At 63.8% G+C, this 19021-nt stretch carries 20 protein-coding genes and 3 tRNA genes; 12 read left to right on the top strand and 11 right to left on the bottom strand.

The features are described 5' to 3' along the window. Nucleotides 1-31: 31 nt before the first annotated feature. The gene (locus BFN03_RS16875) at nt 32-613 is read right to left on the bottom strand and encodes a bacterial proteasome activator family protein (RefSeq protein WP_070379974.1); all 582 of its coding nucleotides are present in this window, start codon (nt 611-613) and stop codon (nt 32-34) included. Between the two features lie 134 nt (nt 614-747). Here BFN03_RS16875 and BFN03_RS16870 point away from each other — a divergent pair, with 134 nt between their 5' ends. After that, nucleotides 748-1950: a cysteine desulfurase-like protein gene (locus tag BFN03_RS16870; RefSeq protein ID WP_070379973.1), complete on the top strand. Its 1203-nt coding sequence runs from the start codon at nt 748-750 to the stop codon at nt 1948-1950. Nucleotides 1951-2035: 85 nt separating this feature from the next. Here the strand turns inward: BFN03_RS16870 and BFN03_RS16865 are convergent, their stop codons facing one another. Then, nucleotides 2036-3031 (bottom strand): NAD(P)H-quinone oxidoreductase, encoded by a 996-nt coding sequence (locus tag BFN03_RS16865; protein WP_070379972.1) that lies wholly within the window; start codon nt 3029-3031, stop codon nt 2036-2038. A 123-nt stretch (nt 3032-3154) separates the two neighbouring features. On the opposite strand from BFN03_RS16865, the gene BFN03_RS16860 reads away from it, so the two are divergent. From BFN03_RS16860 to BFN03_RS16850, 3 genes are all read left to right on the top strand, one after another. Continuing rightward, nucleotides 3155-3640, top strand: coding sequence for a MarR family winged helix-turn-helix transcriptional regulator (locus tag BFN03_RS16860; RefSeq protein WP_070379971.1), 486 nt, complete (start codon nt 3155-3157; stop codon nt 3638-3640). Between the two features lie 42 nt (nt 3641-3682). Beyond that, nucleotides 3683-3770, top strand: a tRNA-Ser gene (locus BFN03_RS16855). 602 nt (nt 3771-4372) lie between these two features. Continuing rightward, nucleotides 4373-4639 carry a putative quinol monooxygenase gene (locus BFN03_RS16850; protein ID WP_070379970.1) on the top strand — a complete coding sequence of 89 codons (267 nt, stop codon included), beginning with the start codon at nt 4373-4375 and terminating at the stop codon, nt 4637-4639. A gap of 137 nt (nt 4640-4776) precedes the next feature. Here the strand turns inward: BFN03_RS16850 and BFN03_RS20675 are convergent, their stop codons facing one another. The 5 genes from BFN03_RS20675 to BFN03_RS16825 all read right to left on the bottom strand — a co-directional run bounded on the left by BFN03_RS20675 (nt 4777) and on the right by BFN03_RS16825 (nt 8624). After that, nucleotides 4777-5424, bottom strand: coding sequence for a hypothetical protein (locus BFN03_RS20675; RefSeq protein ID WP_070379969.1), 648 nt, complete (start codon nt 5422-5424; stop codon nt 4777-4779). A gap of 209 nt (nt 5425-5633) precedes the next feature. Beyond that, nucleotides 5634-6182, bottom strand: a complete 549-nt coding sequence (locus tag BFN03_RS16840; protein WP_070379968.1) for a hypothetical protein — start codon at nt 6180-6182, stop codon at nt 5634-5636. Nucleotides 6183-6428: 246 nt separating this feature from the next. Continuing rightward, complete coding sequence (locus BFN03_RS16835; RefSeq protein WP_070379967.1) at nt 6429-7214, bottom strand: VOC family protein; 786 nt, start codon at nt 7212-7214, stop codon at nt 6429-6431. 24 nt (nt 7215-7238) lie between these two features. Continuing rightward, a complete protein-coding gene (locus BFN03_RS16830) occupies nt 7239-8219 on the bottom strand; it encodes a TIGR03086 family metal-binding protein (protein WP_070379966.1) in 981 nt (326 codons plus the stop codon). A 42-nt stretch (nt 8220-8261) separates the two neighbouring features. Continuing rightward, nucleotides 8262-8624, bottom strand: coding sequence for an ArsR/SmtB family transcription factor (locus tag BFN03_RS16825; protein WP_232320305.1), 363 nt, complete (start codon nt 8622-8624; stop codon nt 8262-8264). A gap of 90 nt (nt 8625-8714) precedes the next feature. Between BFN03_RS16825 and BFN03_RS16820 the strand changes: the two genes are divergently transcribed. Then, nucleotides 8715-9722 carry an alpha/beta hydrolase gene (locus BFN03_RS16820; RefSeq protein ID WP_070379965.1) on the top strand — a complete coding sequence of 336 codons (1008 nt, stop codon included), beginning with the start codon at nt 8715-8717 and terminating at the stop codon, nt 9720-9722. Nucleotide 9723: 1 nt separating this feature from the next. On the opposite strand, the gene hisC is transcribed toward BFN03_RS16820, so the two are convergent. Beyond that, entirely contained in the window at nt 9724-10800 is a 1077-nt protein-coding gene (hisC, locus tag BFN03_RS16815) for a histidinol-phosphate transaminase (protein WP_070379964.1), read from the bottom strand. 61 nt (nt 10801-10861) lie between these two features. Here hisC and BFN03_RS16810 point away from each other — a divergent pair, with 61 nt between their 5' ends. The 5 genes from BFN03_RS16810 (at nt 10862) to BFN03_RS16790 (ending at nt 13732) form a co-directional block, all read left to right on the top strand. Continuing rightward, a complete protein-coding gene (locus BFN03_RS16810; RefSeq protein ID WP_070379963.1) occupies nt 10862-11587 on the top strand; it encodes a dienelactone hydrolase family protein in 726 nt (241 codons plus the stop codon). A 95-nt stretch (nt 11588-11682) separates the two neighbouring features. Further along, nucleotides 11683-11774, top strand: a tRNA-Ser gene (locus BFN03_RS16805). A gap of 40 nt (nt 11775-11814) precedes the next feature. Continuing rightward, nucleotides 11815-11887, top strand: a tRNA-Arg gene (locus tag BFN03_RS16800). A gap of 87 nt (nt 11888-11974) precedes the next feature. Continuing rightward, nucleotides 11975-13174, top strand: a complete 1200-nt coding sequence (locus tag BFN03_RS16795; protein WP_084385661.1) for a cytochrome P450 — start codon at nt 11975-11977, stop codon at nt 13172-13174. An 81-nt stretch (nt 13175-13255) separates the two neighbouring features. Further along, nucleotides 13256-13732, top strand: coding sequence for a VOC family protein (locus BFN03_RS16790; protein ID WP_070379962.1), 477 nt, complete (start codon nt 13256-13258; stop codon nt 13730-13732). 71 nt (nt 13733-13803) lie between these two features. On the opposite strand, the gene BFN03_RS16785 is transcribed toward BFN03_RS16790, so the two are convergent. Continuing rightward, nucleotides 13804-14169, bottom strand: a complete 366-nt coding sequence (locus BFN03_RS16785; protein ID WP_070379961.1) for a YybH family protein — start codon at nt 14167-14169, stop codon at nt 13804-13806. 97 nt (nt 14170-14266) lie between these two features. Here BFN03_RS16785 and BFN03_RS16780 point away from each other — a divergent pair, with 97 nt between their 5' ends. Further along, the gene (locus BFN03_RS16780; protein ID WP_070379960.1) at nt 14267-15163 is read left to right on the top strand and encodes a LysR family transcriptional regulator; all 897 of its coding nucleotides are present in this window, start codon (nt 14267-14269) and stop codon (nt 15161-15163) included. On the opposite strand, the gene BFN03_RS16775 is transcribed toward BFN03_RS16780, so the two are convergent. Beyond that, nucleotides 15164-15937, bottom strand: a complete 774-nt coding sequence (locus BFN03_RS16775; RefSeq protein WP_070379959.1) for an SDR family oxidoreductase — start codon at nt 15935-15937, stop codon at nt 15164-15166. Nucleotides 15938-16001: 64 nt separating this feature from the next. Beyond that, complete coding sequence (locus BFN03_RS16770; RefSeq protein WP_070379958.1) at nt 16002-17402, bottom strand: MFS transporter; 1401 nt, start codon at nt 17400-17402, stop codon at nt 16002-16004. A gap of 368 nt (nt 17403-17770) precedes the next feature. Between BFN03_RS16770 and BFN03_RS16765 the strand changes: the two genes are divergently transcribed. Further along, a complete protein-coding gene (locus tag BFN03_RS16765) occupies nt 17771-19021 on the top strand; it encodes a cation:proton antiporter (protein ID WP_084385660.1) in 1251 nt (416 codons plus the stop codon).

Here is a 19021-nt window from a genome sequence, read left to right as displayed (position 1 = left end):
CGAGCCTACCGGGCGTCGGTCTCCTTCCGTCCTACAAGTACTGGCCAGTACCACCCGACTGCGAACCCTGGTCGGGATTCTGTGCGGGATGGGGGTTGCCGATGCTCATGCCGGGCGGCAGCGCACCTTGGCGTATCTGTTCGAGCTGCGAACGCGCCGCCATCTGCTGGGCGAACAGGGCCGTCTGGATCCCGTGGAACAGTCCCTCGAGCCAGCCGACCAACTGTGCCTGTGCAATGCGCAGCTCGGCGTCCGTAGGAACGGTGTCGTCAGTGAAGGGCAGCGTCAGCCGTTCGAGTTCGTCGCGCAGTTCGGGAGCGAGGCCCTGCTCGAGTTCCTCGATCGACGAATGGTGGATCGCCTTCAGCCGACTGCGGCTGGCCTCGTCGAGAGGCGCTGCGCGGACCTCCTCGAGGAGTTGCTTGATCATCGTTCCGATACGCATGACCTTCGCCGGTTGCTCCACCATGTCGGCCACTGTTTCCCTGCGGTCTTCCTTTCCGCTCTCGCTCGACTCGGTTTCCGAAGGTTCTTTCCCGGCTTCGCCGGGAGCCGCCGTGGGCTGACCGTCAGGGCCGACCACGACGAATTGTTCATTCTCCGAGTTCGTCATACATCTATCTTGTCTGCTCGTGGTCGGGGATGTGCGGGCGCGTCCATTTTCCAGCCGTTCCGATGCTCGCACTGGCGCGACAACAACCGATGTCTGACGTCGGCTGTATTGACTGGGGTCTTAGAGTGTCGTGCATGGCCTACGACGTTGCCCGTGTACGGGGACTGATCCCCTCACTAGGCGACGGTTGGATTCATCTCGATCCGCAGACCGGCATGCAGATCCCGGATGCGGTCTCACGCACGGTCTCGACAGCCTTCCGGGCTTCTGCCTCGTCCTCGACCGGGCAACATGTTTCCAGCCGGCGCAGTGCGGCGGTACTCGACGCTGCGCGCGCAGCCGTCGCCGACCTGGTCGGGGGTGATCCTGCGGGAGTCGTGCTCGGCCCCGACCGCGCCGTTCTGCTGGCTTGGCTCGCAGAATCGTTGAGTACTCGGCTGGGCCTGGGAACCGGGTTGGTTCTCTCGCGGCTCGACGAGGAAGCCAACGTCGCGCCCTGGCTGCGCGTGGCCAGCCGGTACGGCGCCCAGGTGCGTTGGGCGGAAGTCGAGATCGAGACCTGTGAACTTCCCAGCTGGCAGTTCCAGGATCTCATCACCAGCATGACCCGCCTCGTCGCGTTGACCGCGGCATCACCGATCGTCGGTTCGGCGCCTGATGTCCGTGTCGTAGCGGACAGGATTCACGAGGTGGGCGGACTGATGGTCGTCGACGCGATCGGTGCAGCACCGTACGCGCACGTCGACATCAACGAACTCGGCGCCGACGTCGTCGCCGTCGGCGCCACGGCCTGGGGTGGACCGCAGGTCGGCGCCCTCGTCTTCCGCGATCCCGCAATGCTCGATCGCATTCCGGCCGTGTCCCTCAACCCGTATGCACGGGGACCCGAACGGCTCGAAGTCGGGGCACATCAATTCGCCCTGCTCGCCGGACTCACCACCTCGATCGATTTCCTTGCCAACCTCGACGAGTCGGCCACGGGTTCGCGGAGTCAAAGGCTCGAGACGTCCATAAGCTCGTTGCAGAACTACCATGACAACCTGTTCGACCACCTGATGTCGCTGCTCAATCGGTTACCGGACGTCATGGTCCTCGGGCGTTCGCCCAGCCGCGTTCCGACGCTCAGCTTCACCGTCGCCGGGTTGTCGGCAGACAAAGTGGCGTCGCACCTCGCCGACAAGCGCATCGCTACCGTCAGCGGTGCTCATGGCGGTTCTCGACTGCTCGACTCGCTTGGTGTCAACGACGAGGGCGGGGCCGTCACGATCGGACTCGCGCCCTACACCACCCGCTACGAGATCGACCAGTTCGTGAGCGAACTCGCCGCGCTCAGCTGATCCGGCTGGGCCCGTCCTGCGCGCCCAATGTGACATGCGTTCCGTTGATGTAGACGAGTGTGACATTGGGCGATGTCGCGTGCGTTCAGTCGCGTGGGATCGTAAGGATCACCTTGCCGACAGTTTCCGGTGAGTCCAGCAATTCGTGAGCATGGGGCGCATCAGTGATCGGTAGTTCGGCCGACACGACCGGCTGAATGGCTCCCTCGGCGATCAGTGGCCACAGACGGGCGGTGACGTCGGCAACGATGTCCGACTTTCCGTGGCGTCCCGTCTCTGGACGTCCGCGCAGCCCGGCCGACGTCAGGTGGGCGCGTTTGGCCATCAACTTGCCTAGATCGAGCTCGCCCGTGCGGCCGCCCTGCATGCCGATCACGACGAGTCGCCCGTCAGAGGCGAGCACATCGATGTTGCGGCTCAGGTAGGAGCCGCCCATGTTGTCGAGGATCACATCGGCTCCGTGCCCGTTCGTTGCTGTTCGGACTTGTTCGACGAAGTCGCTTTCGCGGTAATTCACAAGAATGTCTGCGCCGAGTTCGCGGCAGCGTGCCAACTTCTCCTCGGAGCCCGCCGTGACGGCAACGCGGGCACCGAGTGCGACCGCCACCTGGATCGCGTGTGTGCCGATTCCGCTGCCTCCGCCGTGAACCAGTAGAACCTCGCCGCGAGACAGGCCGGCACCCATGACGATGTTCGACCACACCGTGCATGCAACCTCGGGCAGCGAGGCCGCGACCAGTAGATCCACGCCGTCGGGTAGTGGCATCAGCTGTGAACCGGGAACGGACACTCGCTCCGCGTAGCCTCCACCGGCGAGGAGTGCGCACACTTGTTCACCCACAGACCAAGCAGTGACGCCCTCGCCGAGCTCGGCGATGGTCCCAGAGCACTCGAGCCCGAGAATGTCGCTGGCGCCCGGCGGCGGTGGGTAGAACCCCTGGCGCTGCAACAGGTCGGCGCGGTTGACCGCCGTCGCTGCCACGTCGAGCAGAACATGGCCGGGCGCAACGACGGGGTCGGGTTGCTGCGCCCATTTCATGACTTCCGGGCCGCCCGGATGATCGATCGTGATGGCGTACATGAATACGACGCTAGCGAATTGTGTAGGCGCCCGGAGGCTGTGGGCGATCACGGTTGTCACATATGGTGATTGGGATCGGCGGGCCTACTGGGAAGGTCTGGTGGAAGACTAGGATGTGACTTCGTGACGGCAGAATCTTCCGACGCAGAACAGGCAGCACCGCGCTGGTTGTCCGCCGCCGAGATGCGTGCATGGCGTGGCTACATGGACGCCAACCAGCGCCTGTTGGATGTTCTCAATCGGGATCTGCAGGACAACCACGACCTTTCGCTGGCGGATTACCGGATATTGGCGCTGCTGTCGGAGGCGCCCGACGGTTCGCTGCGGATGAGCGATCTTGCGGACGGAGTGCTGTCCTCGCGTAGCCGTCTCACCCACCAGATCCGCCGGATGGAATCGCAGGGCATGGTGACCCGCTCTACCTGCGTCGAGGACGGACGCGGTGTTCTTGCGGTGATCACGGACGAAGGTCGCGCCCGACTGGTGGACGCGGCGCCCACTCACGTGGCCGGTGTGCGCAGAAACCTCGTCGATCTCTTCACCGGGGAGCAACTGGAATTTCTCGCCGACGCGTTCCAACGGATAGGCACAGCCATCGGCAACCGCTGACCGGTTTCCTGTCTGCGATCCCTTACCGATAAGATCGCCCACGGAAGCGTGGCAGAGCGGCCGAATGCACTCGCCTTGAAAGCGAGCGTCGTGAGAGCGACCGGGGGTTCAAATCCCTCCGCTTCCGCCAAGGAGAACGCCCCTGATCTAAGCCGTCAGTTCAGGGGCTTTCTCATTGCCTGACGCCGCCGTCGTCCATCGGCTGTTGCCCACGTTTCTTCTCTAACGCTCGTCGGTGCCCCCGGGCCCCGCGGTCTCGAGGCGTGTGCCCGATGTCTGCTGATTGAGCCACGCTGCGATTCGATCGAGGCGTGGACGCTGATCACGCCACCGCCGGTTCCACCCGCGCGTTTCCTTCCCTCGGTACCGCTGCTACTTCCTCTGCACGTCTGATATCGACAACAGCGAACAGACCAGACAGTCGTACCACTCGGGTCTGACTAACGACCTTGACGGCAGGCCCGCGCAGATCAGCGATGGTGAACTCGGCTCTGAGCCAGGCGATTTGGTAGTGCGGTTGTGTCGGAGACGTTGCCGGCCGGGTGTCCGACCGGCACTCCCTGCTAGTGCAGTGGGGAAGTCAATCGCCCGGGATCAGTTGTCCTTGCGCGCCTCCCGCCTAACGGAATCCGTATTGAAGGACCTTTATGCCGTCCGTATAAAAGATGGAGAGTGCGCTGCGTATTGGCGCACCAACCCGATGGGCGCACTCGAACCAGGAAGGGATCACCCATGCCGCATTTGAGTCTCGTCGCAACCCTCGAGTCGAACCCCGGATCTGAAGAGAAGGCGCGCACGACGCTCGCGACTCTCGAGGCAGCCACTCGGCAGGAACAGGGTTGTAAGCGATACGACGTGTTCGAATCGATCTCGGCACCAGGAATATTTGTGGTGGTGGAGGAGTGGGCAGACCCGGGTGCATTATCGGCTCACATGTCGTCTCCGCATTTCAAGACGGCTATGGTTGCCCTAGACGGACATCTGGTTCCGGCGTCCTAGTGTTGTGGCTCGCCCTGCCGCGAACCGGCCGAACACATAAATCGCTCGGCCGGGGCAATCTTGGCCGAGCGACTCAAGCGATGTAGCGATCATCTACGACCGATCATCTACGACATGGTCGGTATTGTGGTTGATTCTCAGTTGCCGGAGCTGCCCAGCGAATCGAAGAGGCTGTCGAGGCCGAGGCTGCCGAGGAAGCCGGTTGCTTCTTCGACGGTCACCTCGATCGGATCGATCGCAACCGGTACACCGTCGGCGACCGCGCAGTCTGCCGTGACGATGTAGTCGCCCGGCTCGAGGCCGTAGACCGTGTATGTCCTGGTTTCTCCTTCGCGTGTCCACTCCCACGTACTCATATCGAAACCCTCCGACCACACGGAATTGTTGAAATCCGTGATGTCGGTATCGGCCTTGAAGAGAATGGCACCGCAGTAAGTTTCGTGGATATTGGGATTCTCGACCTCCATGCTCACCGAGTTACCCACGACTTCTGCCTCCACCAGGGGCGGCAAGACCCCGCCGTCGCTGCCGCTGGACCCGCTGCTGCCGCCAGACCCGCTCCCGCTCGACCCATTGCCGCTGCCGCTTCCGCTGTCCAGGCTTCCGAGGGCTAAGCTCCCCGCGGCCAGACTCCCGACAGCCAGACTGCCGATACCCAGGCCGCCGGCACTGCCCGAGCTGCCCGATTCTGCCGAGGCGATGCCAGGTGCGGCGAATGCAGTGGCTGCGGCAAGGGCGATGCCCCCGCCGGCGATGCGCTTGACGATGGTGCTGGTCTTGCTCACTAACTCCCCCTAGGTCCCGATGTCGTGGAGCTTGCCAGTCGGGCATGTTACCCGGTGTCAATCGTTCTGGACGGCTTTCCAGTCGCCCTTTGGATATGCGGTCGGCTCCGGTGGGACAAAGTGCAAGACGCCCGGCCGAGATATCCCGGCCGGGCGTTTCACATTGTCTAGCAACCATCTACAACACAGTCGGTGTTGCTGCCGTTCGGTCAGCTGTCAGAGCTGCCCGACGAGCCGGTGCTGTCACCGACCTTCATCTTGATCGGTTTGATCCAGGTGCCCTTGCCGCCGGGGGTTCCGCACAAGCCTGCGACTAGATAGTCGCCGTCCGGGAGACCACTGAACATGTAGTACGTGGATCGGCTCTCGCCAGTCCAGATGTTGGTGTGTCGATCAACCCCATCTGGCCATATCGCCCTGTCGAAGTTCTTGGTGTCGAGTTCGCCGGCCCTGAAGAGCATCGTCCCGCAGTTGGTGACTTTGTCGTCTCTATCGTTGTTGGTGTTCTCGAGAAAGACGCTAATCGTCTCACCAGTGGCGTGCATAGCCTTGGCCTCGTCGCTCTTGTCCTCGACTTCCGGCCTCACGCGTGGCGCGGAGACACCGCGTTCGCCGTCACTCGACCCGCTGCCGGACCCGAGGCTGCCGGAACTACCGGCTTCTGCTGTGGCGATGCCAGGCGCGGCAAGCGCGGCGATTGCGGCGAGGGCGATGCTTCCGCCCGCGATGCGCTTGACGATGGTGTTGGTCGTGCCCATTAACTCCCCTTAGAGTTCCTCAGTTGTCGAGCTTGCCAAACTGGCAAGCTACCGGTCTCTCTGGGGATGATCTGGTTGGGGTCGCCATTTCGAGTCCAGAAACACACGCTATTGACACCCACTCAGGTTGTGCGGTATGTGGGTGTCAATACCGGGCTTTTGTTGGCGACCAAGACCTTTGAGGCGTGGTCGGTATCGGCGGTAGTACGCCGACGCTACCTCCTTTTCTGGAGTCGGCGCGTGCTACTAGCTCTGCGACTCGGGAGTCATGATGCTGAATACTGCGCCCTGCGGGTCCGCAATGCCGGCCATCCGTCCGACTGTGGGGATGGTCACTGCTTCTTCGACGATCGTTCCGCCGAGTTCGACGGCCTTCGCCGCGCTCGAGTCGACGTCGTCGACCGCGAAGTACACCCGCCAATGGTTCGGGGTGCCGTCCGACTGCGAATCAGTGCATCCGCCGACCTGCTCATCGCCCGCGTGGAACACGGTGTACGTGTCCTCCGGACCCATTGGCATCTGAGTGGTCGAGAGTCCGACGACGCTGCCGTAGAAGGCGACAGCCTTGTCGACATCGTTGGTGTTGAGTTCGCTCCAGATGCATGCGCCAGGATCTCCGACGAGAGTGGCGCCGATGTGCTTGTTCGCTTGCCACAGGCCGACGGACGCGCCGGTCGGGTCCGAGACGAATGCCATGCGGCCGGCCTCGGTGACGTCGAACGGGGGCATCAGAACCTGACCGCCGGCGTCGGCAACCTTGGCTACGGTTTCGTCGACATCGTCGACAGCGATGTAGGTGTTCCACATCGCCGGTGCGCCTGCCTGTGCCGCGTCCGGTGACTGGGGCGCGACGGCGGCGACGTTCTCGCCGCCCACTAAGGCCATCGAATAGACAGGACCATTGGGCATCGGTTGGTCGTCGTACTCCCACCCGAGTAGTTCCGAGTAGAACGTCTTTGCCGCGGCCTGGTCACTGGCCTGCACGTCGAACCAGTTCGGTGTTCCCTGGGCATATTCCGACTTGATGGGCATGACAATTCCTTTCGGTGTGAAGGTTCAAGCCGTCCTGAGTGGACGACCGGTGTACGCGATCAGTCGCTCGAGGCTGTCGGCGGTGTGTTCCACGGGAATCGCTTCCGCGAAACCAGTTCCCGTGCGGTCTCCCTTGGGGATTATGGCGTGAGCCAATCCGAGAACGTATTCGGCGAGAGCGGGATCGATAGCTGCTTCGCGGTCGACTGCTGCGGCTAAATCCCAAGCATGAACCAGGAATTCGAGCGAGAGAATGCCCACGATCATGGTTGCGGGCATGGGGCTCGAGCCGAGCGAAACGTTCCCGTCGAGGCCGCGTTCACGCCATGCTTCCAGCGCGGGCTGAGCGGCGTCGGCGATCCGGATCTCCAGAGGCTTCGTGGGGTCGTCTACGATTTTCGCGCCCGCGGCGCTACCGAGATTCGTGATGGAACGAATGAGGTGTTCTGCCAATTGCGAGACGGTGTATTCGGTGCAGGGAGTTTGTTTCGTCATGTCCCCGTCCGAAATATTGCGCGATACGCGCTGCGTGACGGCCAACGCTGCTTCGGCACTTGATAGTTCGTCGAGGTGATCGGGTGCGGCTGCCCACTCGTCCGGACCGGCGTCGCCCGTCGTCGCGGCTGCGACGAGACGGTCGAGATAGTGGTCCCAGCCCTCTGCGTGGCGGGCTGCCTGGACGTCGTCGAGGCCATCGTGGACCAGTCGCACTTCGGTCCCGCCGGTAGTCGGTGTCAGCGTCACCGAGACTATGGACGATCCCGGCGGAAGCTCGTCGTCGCCTTCCCATCCCCACGAGAAGACCACGCGTCGGCCGGGTTCGACTTCGCGAAATGTTCCCGCGGCGGAGTGGCCGGGGACGATGGTCCACCGGTACTCACCGCCCGCGTGTAAGTCGACTCGGGCCGCGACGGCCTGCCATCGACGTAGTCGTTCGGGTTTGGTGACGAGGTCGAACGTGGCGTCCGGGTCCAGCGGGACGACGACTGTCTTGTCGAAAGGCATCAGCTGTCTCCTCTTGGATGCTGCTTGCTCTGTGGCGTCCTCTTACTCTGTGGCGTCCTCGACGAGGCGGCGGAGTTCGTCGATCCAGAACGAGTCGAACAACGCGCGTAGTTGCGCGACCCCTTCGGGATCGAGTCGGTAGTACCTGAAGCGTCCGTCTTTGCGTGAAGTCACCAGCCCCGCCTCGGTGAGCACTCGGAGATGTTGCGATATCGCAGACCGGCTCGCCGGGAAGTGGTCGGCAAGGTTGTTGACGGTCTGTTCCCCTGATGTCAGCAGTTGTAGGAGACGTCTTCGAGTGGGCTCAGCTGCAACCGCCAACTGATCGAGCACACCCAATACGTTAGTGACTACTAACGCATATCGCAACGGGTCGAGATCGGCCGTGTCGAAGTTGGCACACATGCATGCCACAAACCCTTTAGAGTCGTCTTCGTGGTTAACGCGAACTCCGCGAATTGGGGTTCACGCAGCCATGGGAAGAGGGGTTTCTCAATGCGTCGCCCAACACTTGCTGTTCTCGGACTGGCAGTGTCCCTGGCCGTGCTCGGTCCGGGGTCAACCGCAGTCGCCGTCCCCACGTCAGCCCCGTTCGCGACCCATGCGACCGGTGGTAGCGCGGCAAGCGTTGACGAGATCGTGAAGCTGACCGACACGCGCAGTGCCGTATACGTCAATTCGCCGGCCATGGGCCGCGTGATTCAGGTGCAGGTCCTGCATCCGGCCGCGGGTGGGTCGCGCCCCTCGCTCTACCTGCTCGACGGCGTCAGTGCCGGTGAGGAGTCCGACTTCCGGGAGAGCACCTGGACGCAGAAGACCGACGCCGTCGCGTTCTTCGCCGACAAGAACATCAACGTCGTGCTGCCGGTGGGCGGCCCGGCCAGCTATTACACCGACTGGCTGCGGCCGGACCCCGCGCTTGGTGTCAACCAGTGGGAGACGTTCCTGGCCAGCGAACTTCCACCGATCATCGATGCCAACTTCAACGGAAACGGAATCAACGCGGCCGCAGGTGTGTCGATGGGCGCGATGGGTGCGGCCAATCTCGTCACCCGACACCCGGACCTCTACACCGGCTTGGCCTCCTACAGCGGATGTCTCGACAACGCGCACCCCAGCGCACGTTTGTCGGTTCGCGGCACCGTGGTGTCGAGGGGTGGCGACCCGGCCAACATGTGGGGACCCGACACCGATCCGTCGTGGGCGGCGCATGATCCCTTGGCGAACGCCGAAGCCCTGCGTGGAAAACAGATCTACGTCTCCACGGGCAACGGGCTCCCCGGGCCGTATGACAACGGGACCGACCTGGCCTCGACGATCGCCATCGGCGGTCCTCTCGAGTTGGCGGCGTACCTCTGCACCCCAGCATTTCAGGATCGCCTGTCTCAACTCGGCATCCCGGCGACGTTCAACTACCGCCCCAACGGCACGCACTCGTGGCCGTACTGGCAGGACGAACTGCGCAGTTCCTGGCCAGTCTTGCAGCAGGCGCTCGGCGCCTGATCTATCGCTGGGCCCCGACCTTCGCGATCGAGCGGGTGTCCTCGCTCAACGCGAAGGCGAGGAACGCGTCATTCTCGTGCGGGTCACCGATGGTGATCCGCACCCCGTCGTCCTCGTAGGGCCGCAGTAGCACGCCGGCCTCGGCGCTCGCCGCAGCGAACGGTCGGGACTGCGCTCCCAGCGGGAGGTAGACGAAGTTGGCCGATGATTCGGCAACCTCGTAGCCAGCCGACCGAAGTGCGTCGCGCACCCGGCCCCGTTCAGCGATGACCCCGTCGGTGCGGGCCAGGAGTTCGTCGGATGCTTCAAGTGAGGCGATCGCCGCCGCCTGCGCGACGGCGTTCACCGAGAATGTGATGTGCACCTTGCCGAGGGTGGCGATCAGGGCGGAGTCTGCGATGGCGTAACCCACGCGGATCCCGGCCAGGCCGTATGCCTTGGAGAAGGTCCGGAGAACCACCAGATTGGGGCGATCGTGCAGCAGTGTGATGCCGTCGAGGTCGGACCGGTTGTACTCGAAGTAGGCCTCGTCGAGCGCCACGAGAATGTGCGGGGGAACTGCGTCGAGGAAGCGTTCGAGTTCGGCCTTGGTCAGCGCGGTGCCGGTCGGGTTGTTGGGGTTGCAGACGAAGATCAGCCGGGTGCGGTCGGTGATGGCGGCCAGCATGGCGTCGAGGTCGTGACCGTGGTCCGCCGTCAGCGGAACCCGCACCGGTACCGCGCCGGCCACCTGTGTGACGACGGGGTATGCCTCGAAAGACCGCCACGCGAAGACGACTTCGTCTCCGTCCTTGCATGTCGCGTGAACCAATTCCTGGCACAGGCTCACTGAGCCGCATCCTGCCGCGATGTTCGCGGCGGGAACCCCGAGATAGTCTGCCAGTGCTGCGATTAGGGCGATATGCCCGTTATCCGGATACCGGTTGGCTTGGTCGACAGCCTCTTCGATGGCCTTCCGCACACTCGGTAAGGGGCCGTGCGTGGTCTCATTGCTGGCCAGCTTTATCGCGCCCGGATAACTCTTGCCGGGCACGTAGGCCGGTATGGTTTCGAGATCTGCCCTGGTTCGCGGAGTCACCAAGCGATTATGCGCCTTTCGATCAGCTGCGCCACTGTCACCTTCGTGCCAAGGTGGTGGCATGCCGGGATTTTTCAAGGACACCGCGGCTTTGCGGGCAGTCGAGGGCGAGCCCGCCGGTCCGCAGGTGGATGTTCCACTCACCGCGATCGAGCCGGACGGTCCTGCTCGCGGCGGGATCGTGATCCTGCACGAGTCGCGCGTTTTCAGTAAGCCTCTCCTCGATCTGATGCGATCGCTCGCGCTCGAGGGGTGGGTGGTGGTCGCACCGCATCTCTTCTTCCGGGAACCGGCGCACGGCGAGGCCGAGGTCTTCGGCGAATCACTGTTCGCGGACTTCGACGCCACCTTCGACTGGTTGATCTCACGAGGCGTGTATCCCGATTGCGTGGGTGTGCTCGGCTTCGACGATGCGGGCACCGCGGCAATGCTCGTTGCCACGACACGCCGGGTAGGCGCCGCCGTGAGCGTGGCCGCCCGCGGGATCGTCGAACCACTGTCCGGGGAGGCTCTTCCGTTGGTTCAAGCGGCGCCTGATCTGAAGGCTCCGTGGCTGGGGTTGTACGGAGACGACGATCCGTCCACGCCCCCGGAGCACGTCGAGTTGTTGCGCGCCGCTGCCGCCAAGTCCGACGTCGCGGCGCTCCTCGTCAGTTACGCAGGGCTGGCGCATCGCGCGGACGAGCCGCCCCAGGTGCCTGCGGGGCAGGAAGACGACCCGATTGCAGAGGCCATCATCGACGCCCAGCGGCGAATTTTCGACTGGTTCGACAGTCACCTGAGGTAGCAGCCCGGGTTAGTCCTGACCAGCTGTTTTGTCATGTGGTGGAAAGATGTGTAATCTTTCGCTCCGGCGGTCCGAAGGGATCGGAACCACCCCAGGGAGGCGTGCCAGAGCGGCCGAATGGGACTCACTGCTAATGAGTTGTCCCTTTTGCGAGGGACCGGAGGTTCAAATCCTCTCGCCTCCGCCAGACCGGTGATAGTTGGCCGGCAACAAAATTGAATATGTTCGCGCCCGTAGCTCAACGGATAGAGCACTTGACTACGGATCAAGAGGTTAGGGGTTCGAATCCCTTCGGGCGCACACGCGAGAGCCCTGGTAGAGATTGTTCTGCCAGGGCTTTTCTGTCTCGCCACGCGCGAGACCCGTTCGGAAATGTATTCGAGGACCATGAGTCGTAGGAACAAAGTGGACGGGAAGGTCTGGACAAGCTCGGACCCGGCACGGCCGACGGCGACAATCGACCTGACCGACCCGGCGGTTGTCGCGAACCCTTACCCGTACTTTTCGCAGGAGCGTGCCCGTCATCCGGTGGCGTGGCACGAGGCGTCCGGCATGTGGTTGACCTTCGACCATGCGAGCGCTTCGGTGGTGCAGCGCGACCGCCGCCTCGGCCGACTGTGGTCCGACAGGGAGCCGGTGTCCTATCTCGAGCCGTTCAATTTGCTCCATCGCAATCAGATGATGGAGAACGAGCCCCCGGCACACACCCGGTTGCGGCGTCCGGTGGCGGCGGCGTTCAGCCGCGGCCATGTGGAGCGGCTGCGACCGCGGGTGCAGGTCCTGGCGGCGTCCCTGCTGGACAGTGTGGACCCGCAGGGATTCGACGTCGTCGGTGAGTTCGCCGAGCCGTTGCCGGTGCTCGTCATCGCCGAACTGCTCGGTGTTCCGGCGTCGATGGTGCCCTCGCTGCGGTCGTGGTCGCAGGCCATCGTGCGCATGTACGAACCGGCACCGGATGAGGACGTGGTCGATGCTGCGGTGCGCGCGGCACAGGACTTCGCCGACTACGTGCGGGCCCTGGCCGCGGACCGGCGTCGTGCCCCCAGGCAGGATCTGGTCTCCGACCTCACCAAGACCGAACTCACCGATGACGAGCTTGTCGCCTCGGTGGTGTTGCTGCTGAACGCCGGACATGAGGCATCGGTGAACGTATTCGGCAACGGACTGGTCGCGATGCTGGGTACCGGCCAGATCCCTGCGACTGACGTGTCACGGACGGTGGAAGAGATGCTGCGCTTCGACCCGGCACTTCAGCTGTTCGAGCGCACCGCGATCGAGCCGATCGAGCTCGGCGGCGTCCGGATCGAGGCAGGGGAGAAGATCGCCGCTCTGCTGGGGGCTGCCAACCGAGACCCTGCAATGTTCGAGCAAGCCGACCGATTCGTGACTGACCGTAATCCCAACCCGCACCTAGCCTTCGGCGCCGGGGTGCATTTCTGCCTGGGAGCGCCGCTGGCGAGGATGGAGCTGGCGGAGTCGGTGACGGCTCTGTTCTATCGGTTCCCTCGAATCGCCTTGGCGGGCGACCCGATTTCTCGGGGCACGTTCGTGCTTCGCGGCTACCGCTCGGTGTCCGTCGCCGGATGAGTCCCGGGAATTGGGTTTCGATACATCCGAGAACACGACTGACTTGACCCCGACGTAGCGTGAGCCCATACCGTCGCGCACATGAACAATTCACAGATCAACATTGATCGCTCGATCTACCCCATGCCCACGTTCGCCACGTTCCCCGTCTCCGACTTCGCACGATCCGTTCGGTGGTACGAAGCGCTGGGATTCGTTGTGCTGGCCGAAATTCCGGCACCGGATGGCGCTACGATGCTTGTTCATCTGAGGCGGATGCGGTACCAGGACATCCTTCTGGTGCTCGGGGAACCTGCCCCTGGCTACCGCTCGACTTTCGATGCGGGCGGCGACGATCTCGAACGTCGGGCGGCTTCGCTGCTCGCCGAGGCGACTTCCCTCGGCGGGCTCGGCTCGGCGCGAGTCGAAGGTCCAGATCGAACACAGTGGTACACAAATGAACTCGTTGCGATCGACGCAGATGGCTACAGCGTCGTTCTGAGCGAACCGCTACGAGAGGAGGCAACAGCTGATGCTGGGTGGACAGAGCTGATCGAAACGTCCGTACAGAAGGGCTGAGTACGGCGAAGGAAGTCACCGCACTCAGTCAAGGCCTTGCGTGCTACAGCCAGCTTCGGCTCTCATTCTCGTCAGTGATTGGGCGGCATGAACTCCGGCTGGTCGAGAAGGCGGAGCCAGGTGCCGTCGGACTGCCGGCGAACCACCTGTGCGCGGGCACCCGCGCCGTCCTTCGGCGGGGTGGAGGTGAGGGCGATGTCGTCGCTGATCAGCGTCGGCAGGGGTTGTTCCCGTTCGAAGCTCGGTGCGGCGCCCAGCACCTTCGCCCAGAGTTGTCGGATGGCATCGCGACCGACCGTCTGGCTGCCGAACGGGTACGCCATCACGGCGTTCTCCTCGTAGAGCGCGGCAACCCCGGCGGCGTCACCCGCATTGCTTCGCTCTACGAACAGGCGGGTGAGGTCTTCGGGGCTGAGGGCCTTCTCGTATTCCTGCATGGGGGTCCTTTCCTCGGAAGCGGTTCGACATCCAGATTCGTCTCACCGGATTCAGAAGTCCAACAGATAGTTATTCTTGAAACTAGAATCTGTAGTTATGGAACTTCGCCAGCTCGAGTATTTTGTGGCGGTAGCGGAAGAGGCCAATTTCACCCGGGCCGCCCGGCGCGTGCACATCAGCCAGTCGGGGATCAGCGCGCAGATCCGCCAACTCGAGCACGACCTCGGTGCCACGCTCATCGACCGTTCGAGCCGCACCGCAACCCTGACGCCTGCAGGCGAGGCGGTCCTCGAACATGCCAGGGCGATGCTCGCGTCCGCGAACGCGGTGCGGCAGGCGGTGGACGATGTGCAGGAACTCGTCCGCGGTCGACTGGTCGTCGGGATGGTCACGGCCTGCACGATTGGAGGCCTGTTCGATGCACTGTCCGAATTTCACCTCGCCCACCCGGGTGTCGAGATCGCACTGATAGAAGACAACTCGGACCGACTCGTCGAACAGGTTCGCGCGGGAGTCCTCGATCTCGCTCTCGTGGGGACGGCGACCGCGCCGCCGGAGGGTCTGAACGCGCTGACGATCATCAGCGAGCGCGTTGTCGGCGCGGTGCCGCCCTCCCATCCACTCGCCGGTCGGAGGTCGGTGACTCTCGCGGATCTCGCCGACCATCCGATCGTGTCGATGCCGCAGGGGACCGGTATCCGGACGGTATTCGACCGAGCCTGCGCCGACGCCGGAATCGTGCCGAACATCGCCTTGCAGGCCAGCGCCCCCGCCGCAGTCGCTGATCTGGCGACACGCGGACTGGGGATCGCGATCCTGAGTGAAACGATGTTCACCGACTTCGAAGATCGCCTCAGCTCACTCGCGATAGACGACGTCGACATTCCTGCTGTACTCGCTCTCGTGTGGAGGAGTCCGGAAGGACCGGCGTTGCGTGAACTCTTGCGACACGGGCGGAGCGCATTCGGCGAATCTGCGACGCTACCCGCGTAGTCACACCACCGACGTCATCCCGCCGTCGACGAAGATCACCTGACCGTTGACGTAGTCGGACGCGTCGGACGCGAGCCACACCGCGGGACCCACCAGATCCTCAGGCGAACCCCACCGACCGGCAGGAGTCCTCCGGACGAGCCATGAGTTGAACTCGTCGTTGTCGACCAACGGCTGTGTCATCTCGGTGTGGATGTAACCCGGCGCGAGCCCATTGATCTGCAGACCCGCCGATGCCCATTCTGCGGTCATGGCGCGGGTGAGGTTTCGCAGCCCGCCCTTCGCCGTGGTGTACGGCGCGATGGTCGGCCGGGCCAGATCCGTTTGTACGGAACAGATATTCACGATCTTCCCGCGACCGCGGCTGATCTGGAATCGCGCGACCGCGCGGCCGACCAGAAACGCACTCGTCAGATCGATGCTGATCACGCGGTTCCAGTCATCGAGGCTCACGTCGAGCAGCGATTGGCGGTGTTGTAGCCCGGCGTTGTTCACCAGAATGTCGACGGGTCCGATCTCTGCCTCGATCCCCGCGATCGCGGCGTCGACCCGGTCGGGGTCCGTGACGTCGAATGCGACGGACCATATGTGTGCCGCACCGAACTCGTCGGAGAGACGCAGGTGTGCGCCGTTCAGTCGGCGTTGGTCGACGCCGTTGAGCACGATCGTTGCGCCCGCCAGGGCCAACCCTCGCGCAAGCGTGTAGCCGATGCCGCGGCTCGATCCGGTCACCAGCGCGATGCGACCGGTGAGATCGAACAGCGGCAAGGTCATTGCGCGCGAACCTAATTACTCGCCGTCAGCGCTGGTGTTCTCGGTGCGCCACCTTCGGTCGGCGTCACTGGGCTCCCACCTTCAGCTCGGGGGAGGATGGAGCGTCGAGGACGTCGTCGATTGCGTCCGACAGCAGGCCCAGGTCGCGGCCACGTGTCTCCGGGGTGACGAACGTAGTTGCGAAGGTGATGGCACTGAGGACGAGCACGTAGAGGGCGAGCGGGACCCACGAGTTGTTCAGCAACGTCAGCAGCAATGCACCGACGAACGGGGCGATCCCGCCTGCCAATATGGCGCTCGTCTCGCGGGCCACGGCCACGCCGAGGTACCGGTGCCGGTTGCCGAAGAGTTCGGGTAGGGCCGCGCACTGTGCACCGAGCATGACGTTCACGCCGATGCCGTAGCTGACGGCCAGCGTGAGGACCACGAGATACGGGTTGCCGAGCGAGAGTAGCCACCATGACGGGATGGCAAGGACGAGTTGCAATGCCGCGCCGATGCGGTAGACCCGCATCCGGCCGAAGCGGTCGGACAACGCCCCGGCGAACGGGATGACGAGAGCGCCGATGGCCGCGCCGCAGGCGATGGCGAAGGGGCCGACGGACGAGTTGATCCCCACGACGGTCGTCACGTAGCTGATGCCGAGCGTCTGGAAGATGTAGGAGCCGCCGTTCTCGGCCATGCGCAGGCCGATTCCGCGCAGAACGCTCGGTAGTGAGGACCTCATCAGTTCCCGGACCGGGCTCTCGCTGATCTGTTCCTGTTTCTCGAGCTTGATGAACGTGGGGCTCTCCTGCATGCGGAGTCGGATGAACACGGCGACCGCGATCAGGAGAACGGAGGCCAGGAAAGGTACGCGCCACACCCAGGCGAGAAGGAGTTCACGATCGATCTGACCGAGAACTGCGAACACTCCGGACGCCATCAGTGTGCCGACCATGATCCCGACGAACGGCAGCGCGGAGAAGAAGCCGCGGCGGGCGACCGGTGAGTACTCGGCCATCAAGGTGGTGGCTCCCGCCTGTTCTGCGCCGGCCCCGAAACCCTGCAACAGTCGGAGGACGACCAGCAGAATGGGGGCCCAGATGCCGATTTGGGCACCCGTGGGGAGGACACCGATCAGGGTGCTCGCACCCCCCATGAGCGCGATCGTGATCATGAGGACGGCCTTGCGCCCCATTCGGTCGCCGAGAGCGCCGAAGAAGAGACCACCGAGGGGGCGGGCGAGGAAGCCGACGGCGTAGGTGGCGAAACTGGCCATCAGCGCTGCCGACGTCCCCATGGCAGGGAAGAACAACTGCCCGAAGATCAGCGCCGACGCGAGTCCGTACAGGGCGAAGTCGTAGTACTCCAGAGCGCTGCCGATCGAGCTGGCGAGGGTCGCACGCTTGAGGTTCTGCGCGTACTCGGGGTCGTCGGAGGCGCGCGTCGGCGCGGTCGGTTCCTGCGAGCCTTCCGGCTGCATTGCACGGCTGGACAATTCTCACTCCACGTTCGGGAAGGGCCACTCGGAGGATGTTTCGCATCACATGACCCCGGCGCAGCAAGACGGGCCGCTGGTCTGCGGCCGAATGTACCGACGAGTTGGGAATTTGTCATACGTAATTGCACGTGTATGCCAATTCGAATGATAAGTAAAGGGAAGTTAATCCGACCGTGTGGCAGTCCATGAGCTCATGCCCTGGCCTAGATGATCGACGATCAACGCGGAGTCCGACCACGACGATGGGTGATTCTGGGAGTGTCGTTCATCCGTCACGGATGATGCCCGCAGGCCGTGGCTCTGTGAGGCTCGAGCCAATGCTCTTCCGGTCATTCGAGATGGGGTGATGCATGCCTTCGGTCGGCGCCTCGCTGTTCTGGATCGTGGTCTGCGCCGTCGTTGCGCCACTGCTTGCGGGGTTGGTTCCCCGCAAGTTGGTGCCCGAAGTCGTCTTGCTCCTCCTCGCCGGAATCATCATCGGACCTCACGTCCTCGACATCGCCGTCGAAGGCAGCGAGATCACGCTACTGAGCGATCTAGGACTCGGGTTGCTGTTCCTTCTGGCGGGATACGAGATCGACACCGCCGAGATCACCGGACGCGGCGGACGGCGGGCGCTGGCGACATGGCTGGCGTCGCTCGCTCTGGCGTTCGGGTTCGTGTGGCTGCTGACTGTCGCGGGCATAGCCAATGCAGGTACCGCGGTCGCCATCGCACTGACCTCTACTGCGCTGGGGACGCTACTGCCGATCCTTCGGGATGCGGGCGCACTCGATTCCAGGCTCGGCAGGACGATTCTCAACCACGGTGCGTTCGGAGAACTCGGACCGGTGGTCGCCATAGCGGTCCTGCTCAGTTCGCGCGGTTCGCTGGCGTCGATTGCGGTGCTGGGGTTGTTCGTGGTCGCAGCGGTTCTGGTCGCGTTCATCCCCGAGCGTCTGCGGCGGGAGGGGTCGCGAATCGCGGCGATCATCCGAGCCGGATCGGAGACCTCGTCGCAAACCACGGTTCGGCTGACCGTGTTGCTCCTCGTTGCGCTCTCGGCACTCGCAGCGTCGTTCGGGCTCGACGCCATTCTCGGTGCCTTCGCCGCGGGGTTCATCCTGCGGCGGGCGACTCCCGAAGGCCATGAGATGCTCGAGACCAAGATCAACGGCCTGGCCTTCGGATTCCTGATCCCGATCTTCTTCGTGACCTCGGGGATGGCCATCGACATCGAAGCCGTCGCGTCGGACCCGGGCGTGCTGGTCTCGTTCGTCCTGCTGATATTGCTGGTGCGTTCCGGCCCGGTTTTCATCTCGGCGCGATTCGATCGCGGATCGAATGGCACCGATCCTCCCTTCACTGTTCGAGAACGCACCCAGTTGGCCTTGTATGCGGGAACGGGGTTGCCGGTGATCGTGGCCGTCGCGGGAGTAGCGGTCGATTCGGGAACGATGTCGACCGCGCACGCCTCCGCTCTTGTGGCGGCAGGGGCGATCACGGTTCTGCTCTTCCCACTCGGAGCGTCGCTGATCGGTTCGTCGGGGGTTCGTCGTCTCGATCTGGAATCCGATGCGGAGGAACGGCATTCCGCCAACGACGAGAATCCGAGGAGCTGA

This window comes from Rhodococcus sp. WMMA185, assembly GCF_001767395.1.
Classification (GTDB): Bacteria; Actinomycetota; Actinomycetes; order Mycobacteriales; family Mycobacteriaceae; genus Rhodococcus_F.
This window is presented reverse-complemented; position numbering and strand designations above follow the sequence as displayed.

What these genes read in the sequence shown, in the direction of transcription:
- BFN03_RS16875 (WP_070379974.1), bottom strand. Translation starts at nt 613, where the DNA reads ATGACGAACTCGGAGAATGAACAATTCGTCGTGGTCGGCCCTGACGGT.
- BFN03_RS16870 (WP_070379973.1), top strand. Translation starts at nt 748, where the DNA reads ATGGCCTACGACGTTGCCCGTGTACGGGGACTGATCCCCTCACTAGGC.
- BFN03_RS16865 (WP_070379972.1), bottom strand. Translation starts at nt 3,031, where the DNA reads ATGTACGCCATCACGATCGATCATCCGGGCGGCCCGGAAGTCATGAAA.
- BFN03_RS16850 (WP_070379970.1), top strand. Translation starts at nt 4,373, where the DNA reads ATGCCGCATTTGAGTCTCGTCGCAACCCTCGAGTCGAACCCCGGATCT.
- BFN03_RS16840 (WP_070379968.1), bottom strand. Translation starts at nt 6,182, where the DNA reads ATGGGCACGACCAACACCATCGTCAAGCGCATCGCGGGCGGAAGCATC.
- BFN03_RS16835 (WP_070379967.1), bottom strand. Translation starts at nt 7,214, where the DNA reads ATGCCCATCAAGTCGGAATATGCCCAGGGAACACCGAACTGGTTCGAC.
- BFN03_RS16830 (WP_070379966.1), bottom strand. Translation starts at nt 8,219, where the DNA reads ATGCCTTTCGACAAGACAGTCGTCGTCCCGCTGGACCCGGACGCCACG.
- BFN03_RS16825 (WP_232320305.1), bottom strand. Translation starts at nt 8,624, where the DNA reads ATGTGTGCCAACTTCGACACGGCCGATCTCGACCCGTTGCGATATGCG.
- BFN03_RS16820 (WP_070379965.1), top strand. Translation starts at nt 8,715, where the DNA reads ATGCGTCGCCCAACACTTGCTGTTCTCGGACTGGCAGTGTCCCTGGCC.
- BFN03_RS16810 (WP_070379963.1), top strand. Translation starts at nt 10,862, where the DNA reads ATGCCGGGATTTTTCAAGGACACCGCGGCTTTGCGGGCAGTCGAGGGC.
- BFN03_RS16795 (WP_084385661.1), top strand. Translation starts at nt 11,975, where the DNA reads ATGAGTCGTAGGAACAAAGTGGACGGGAAGGTCTGGACAAGCTCGGAC.
- BFN03_RS16790 (WP_070379962.1), top strand. Translation starts at nt 13,256, where the DNA reads ATGAACAATTCACAGATCAACATTGATCGCTCGATCTACCCCATGCCC.
- BFN03_RS16785 (WP_070379961.1), bottom strand. Translation starts at nt 14,169, where the DNA reads ATGCAGGAATACGAGAAGGCCCTCAGCCCCGAAGACCTCACCCGCCTG.
- BFN03_RS16780 (WP_070379960.1), top strand. Translation starts at nt 14,267, where the DNA reads ATGGAACTTCGCCAGCTCGAGTATTTTGTGGCGGTAGCGGAAGAGGCC.
- BFN03_RS16775 (WP_070379959.1), bottom strand. Translation starts at nt 15,937, where the DNA reads ATGACCTTGCCGCTGTTCGATCTCACCGGTCGCATCGCGCTGGTGACC.
- BFN03_RS16770 (WP_070379958.1), bottom strand. Translation starts at nt 17,402, where the DNA reads ATGCAGCCGGAAGGCTCGCAGGAACCGACCGCGCCGACGCGCGCCTCC.
- BFN03_RS16765 (WP_084385660.1), top strand. Translation starts at nt 17,771, where the DNA reads ATGCCTTCGGTCGGCGCCTCGCTGTTCTGGATCGTGGTCTGCGCCGTC.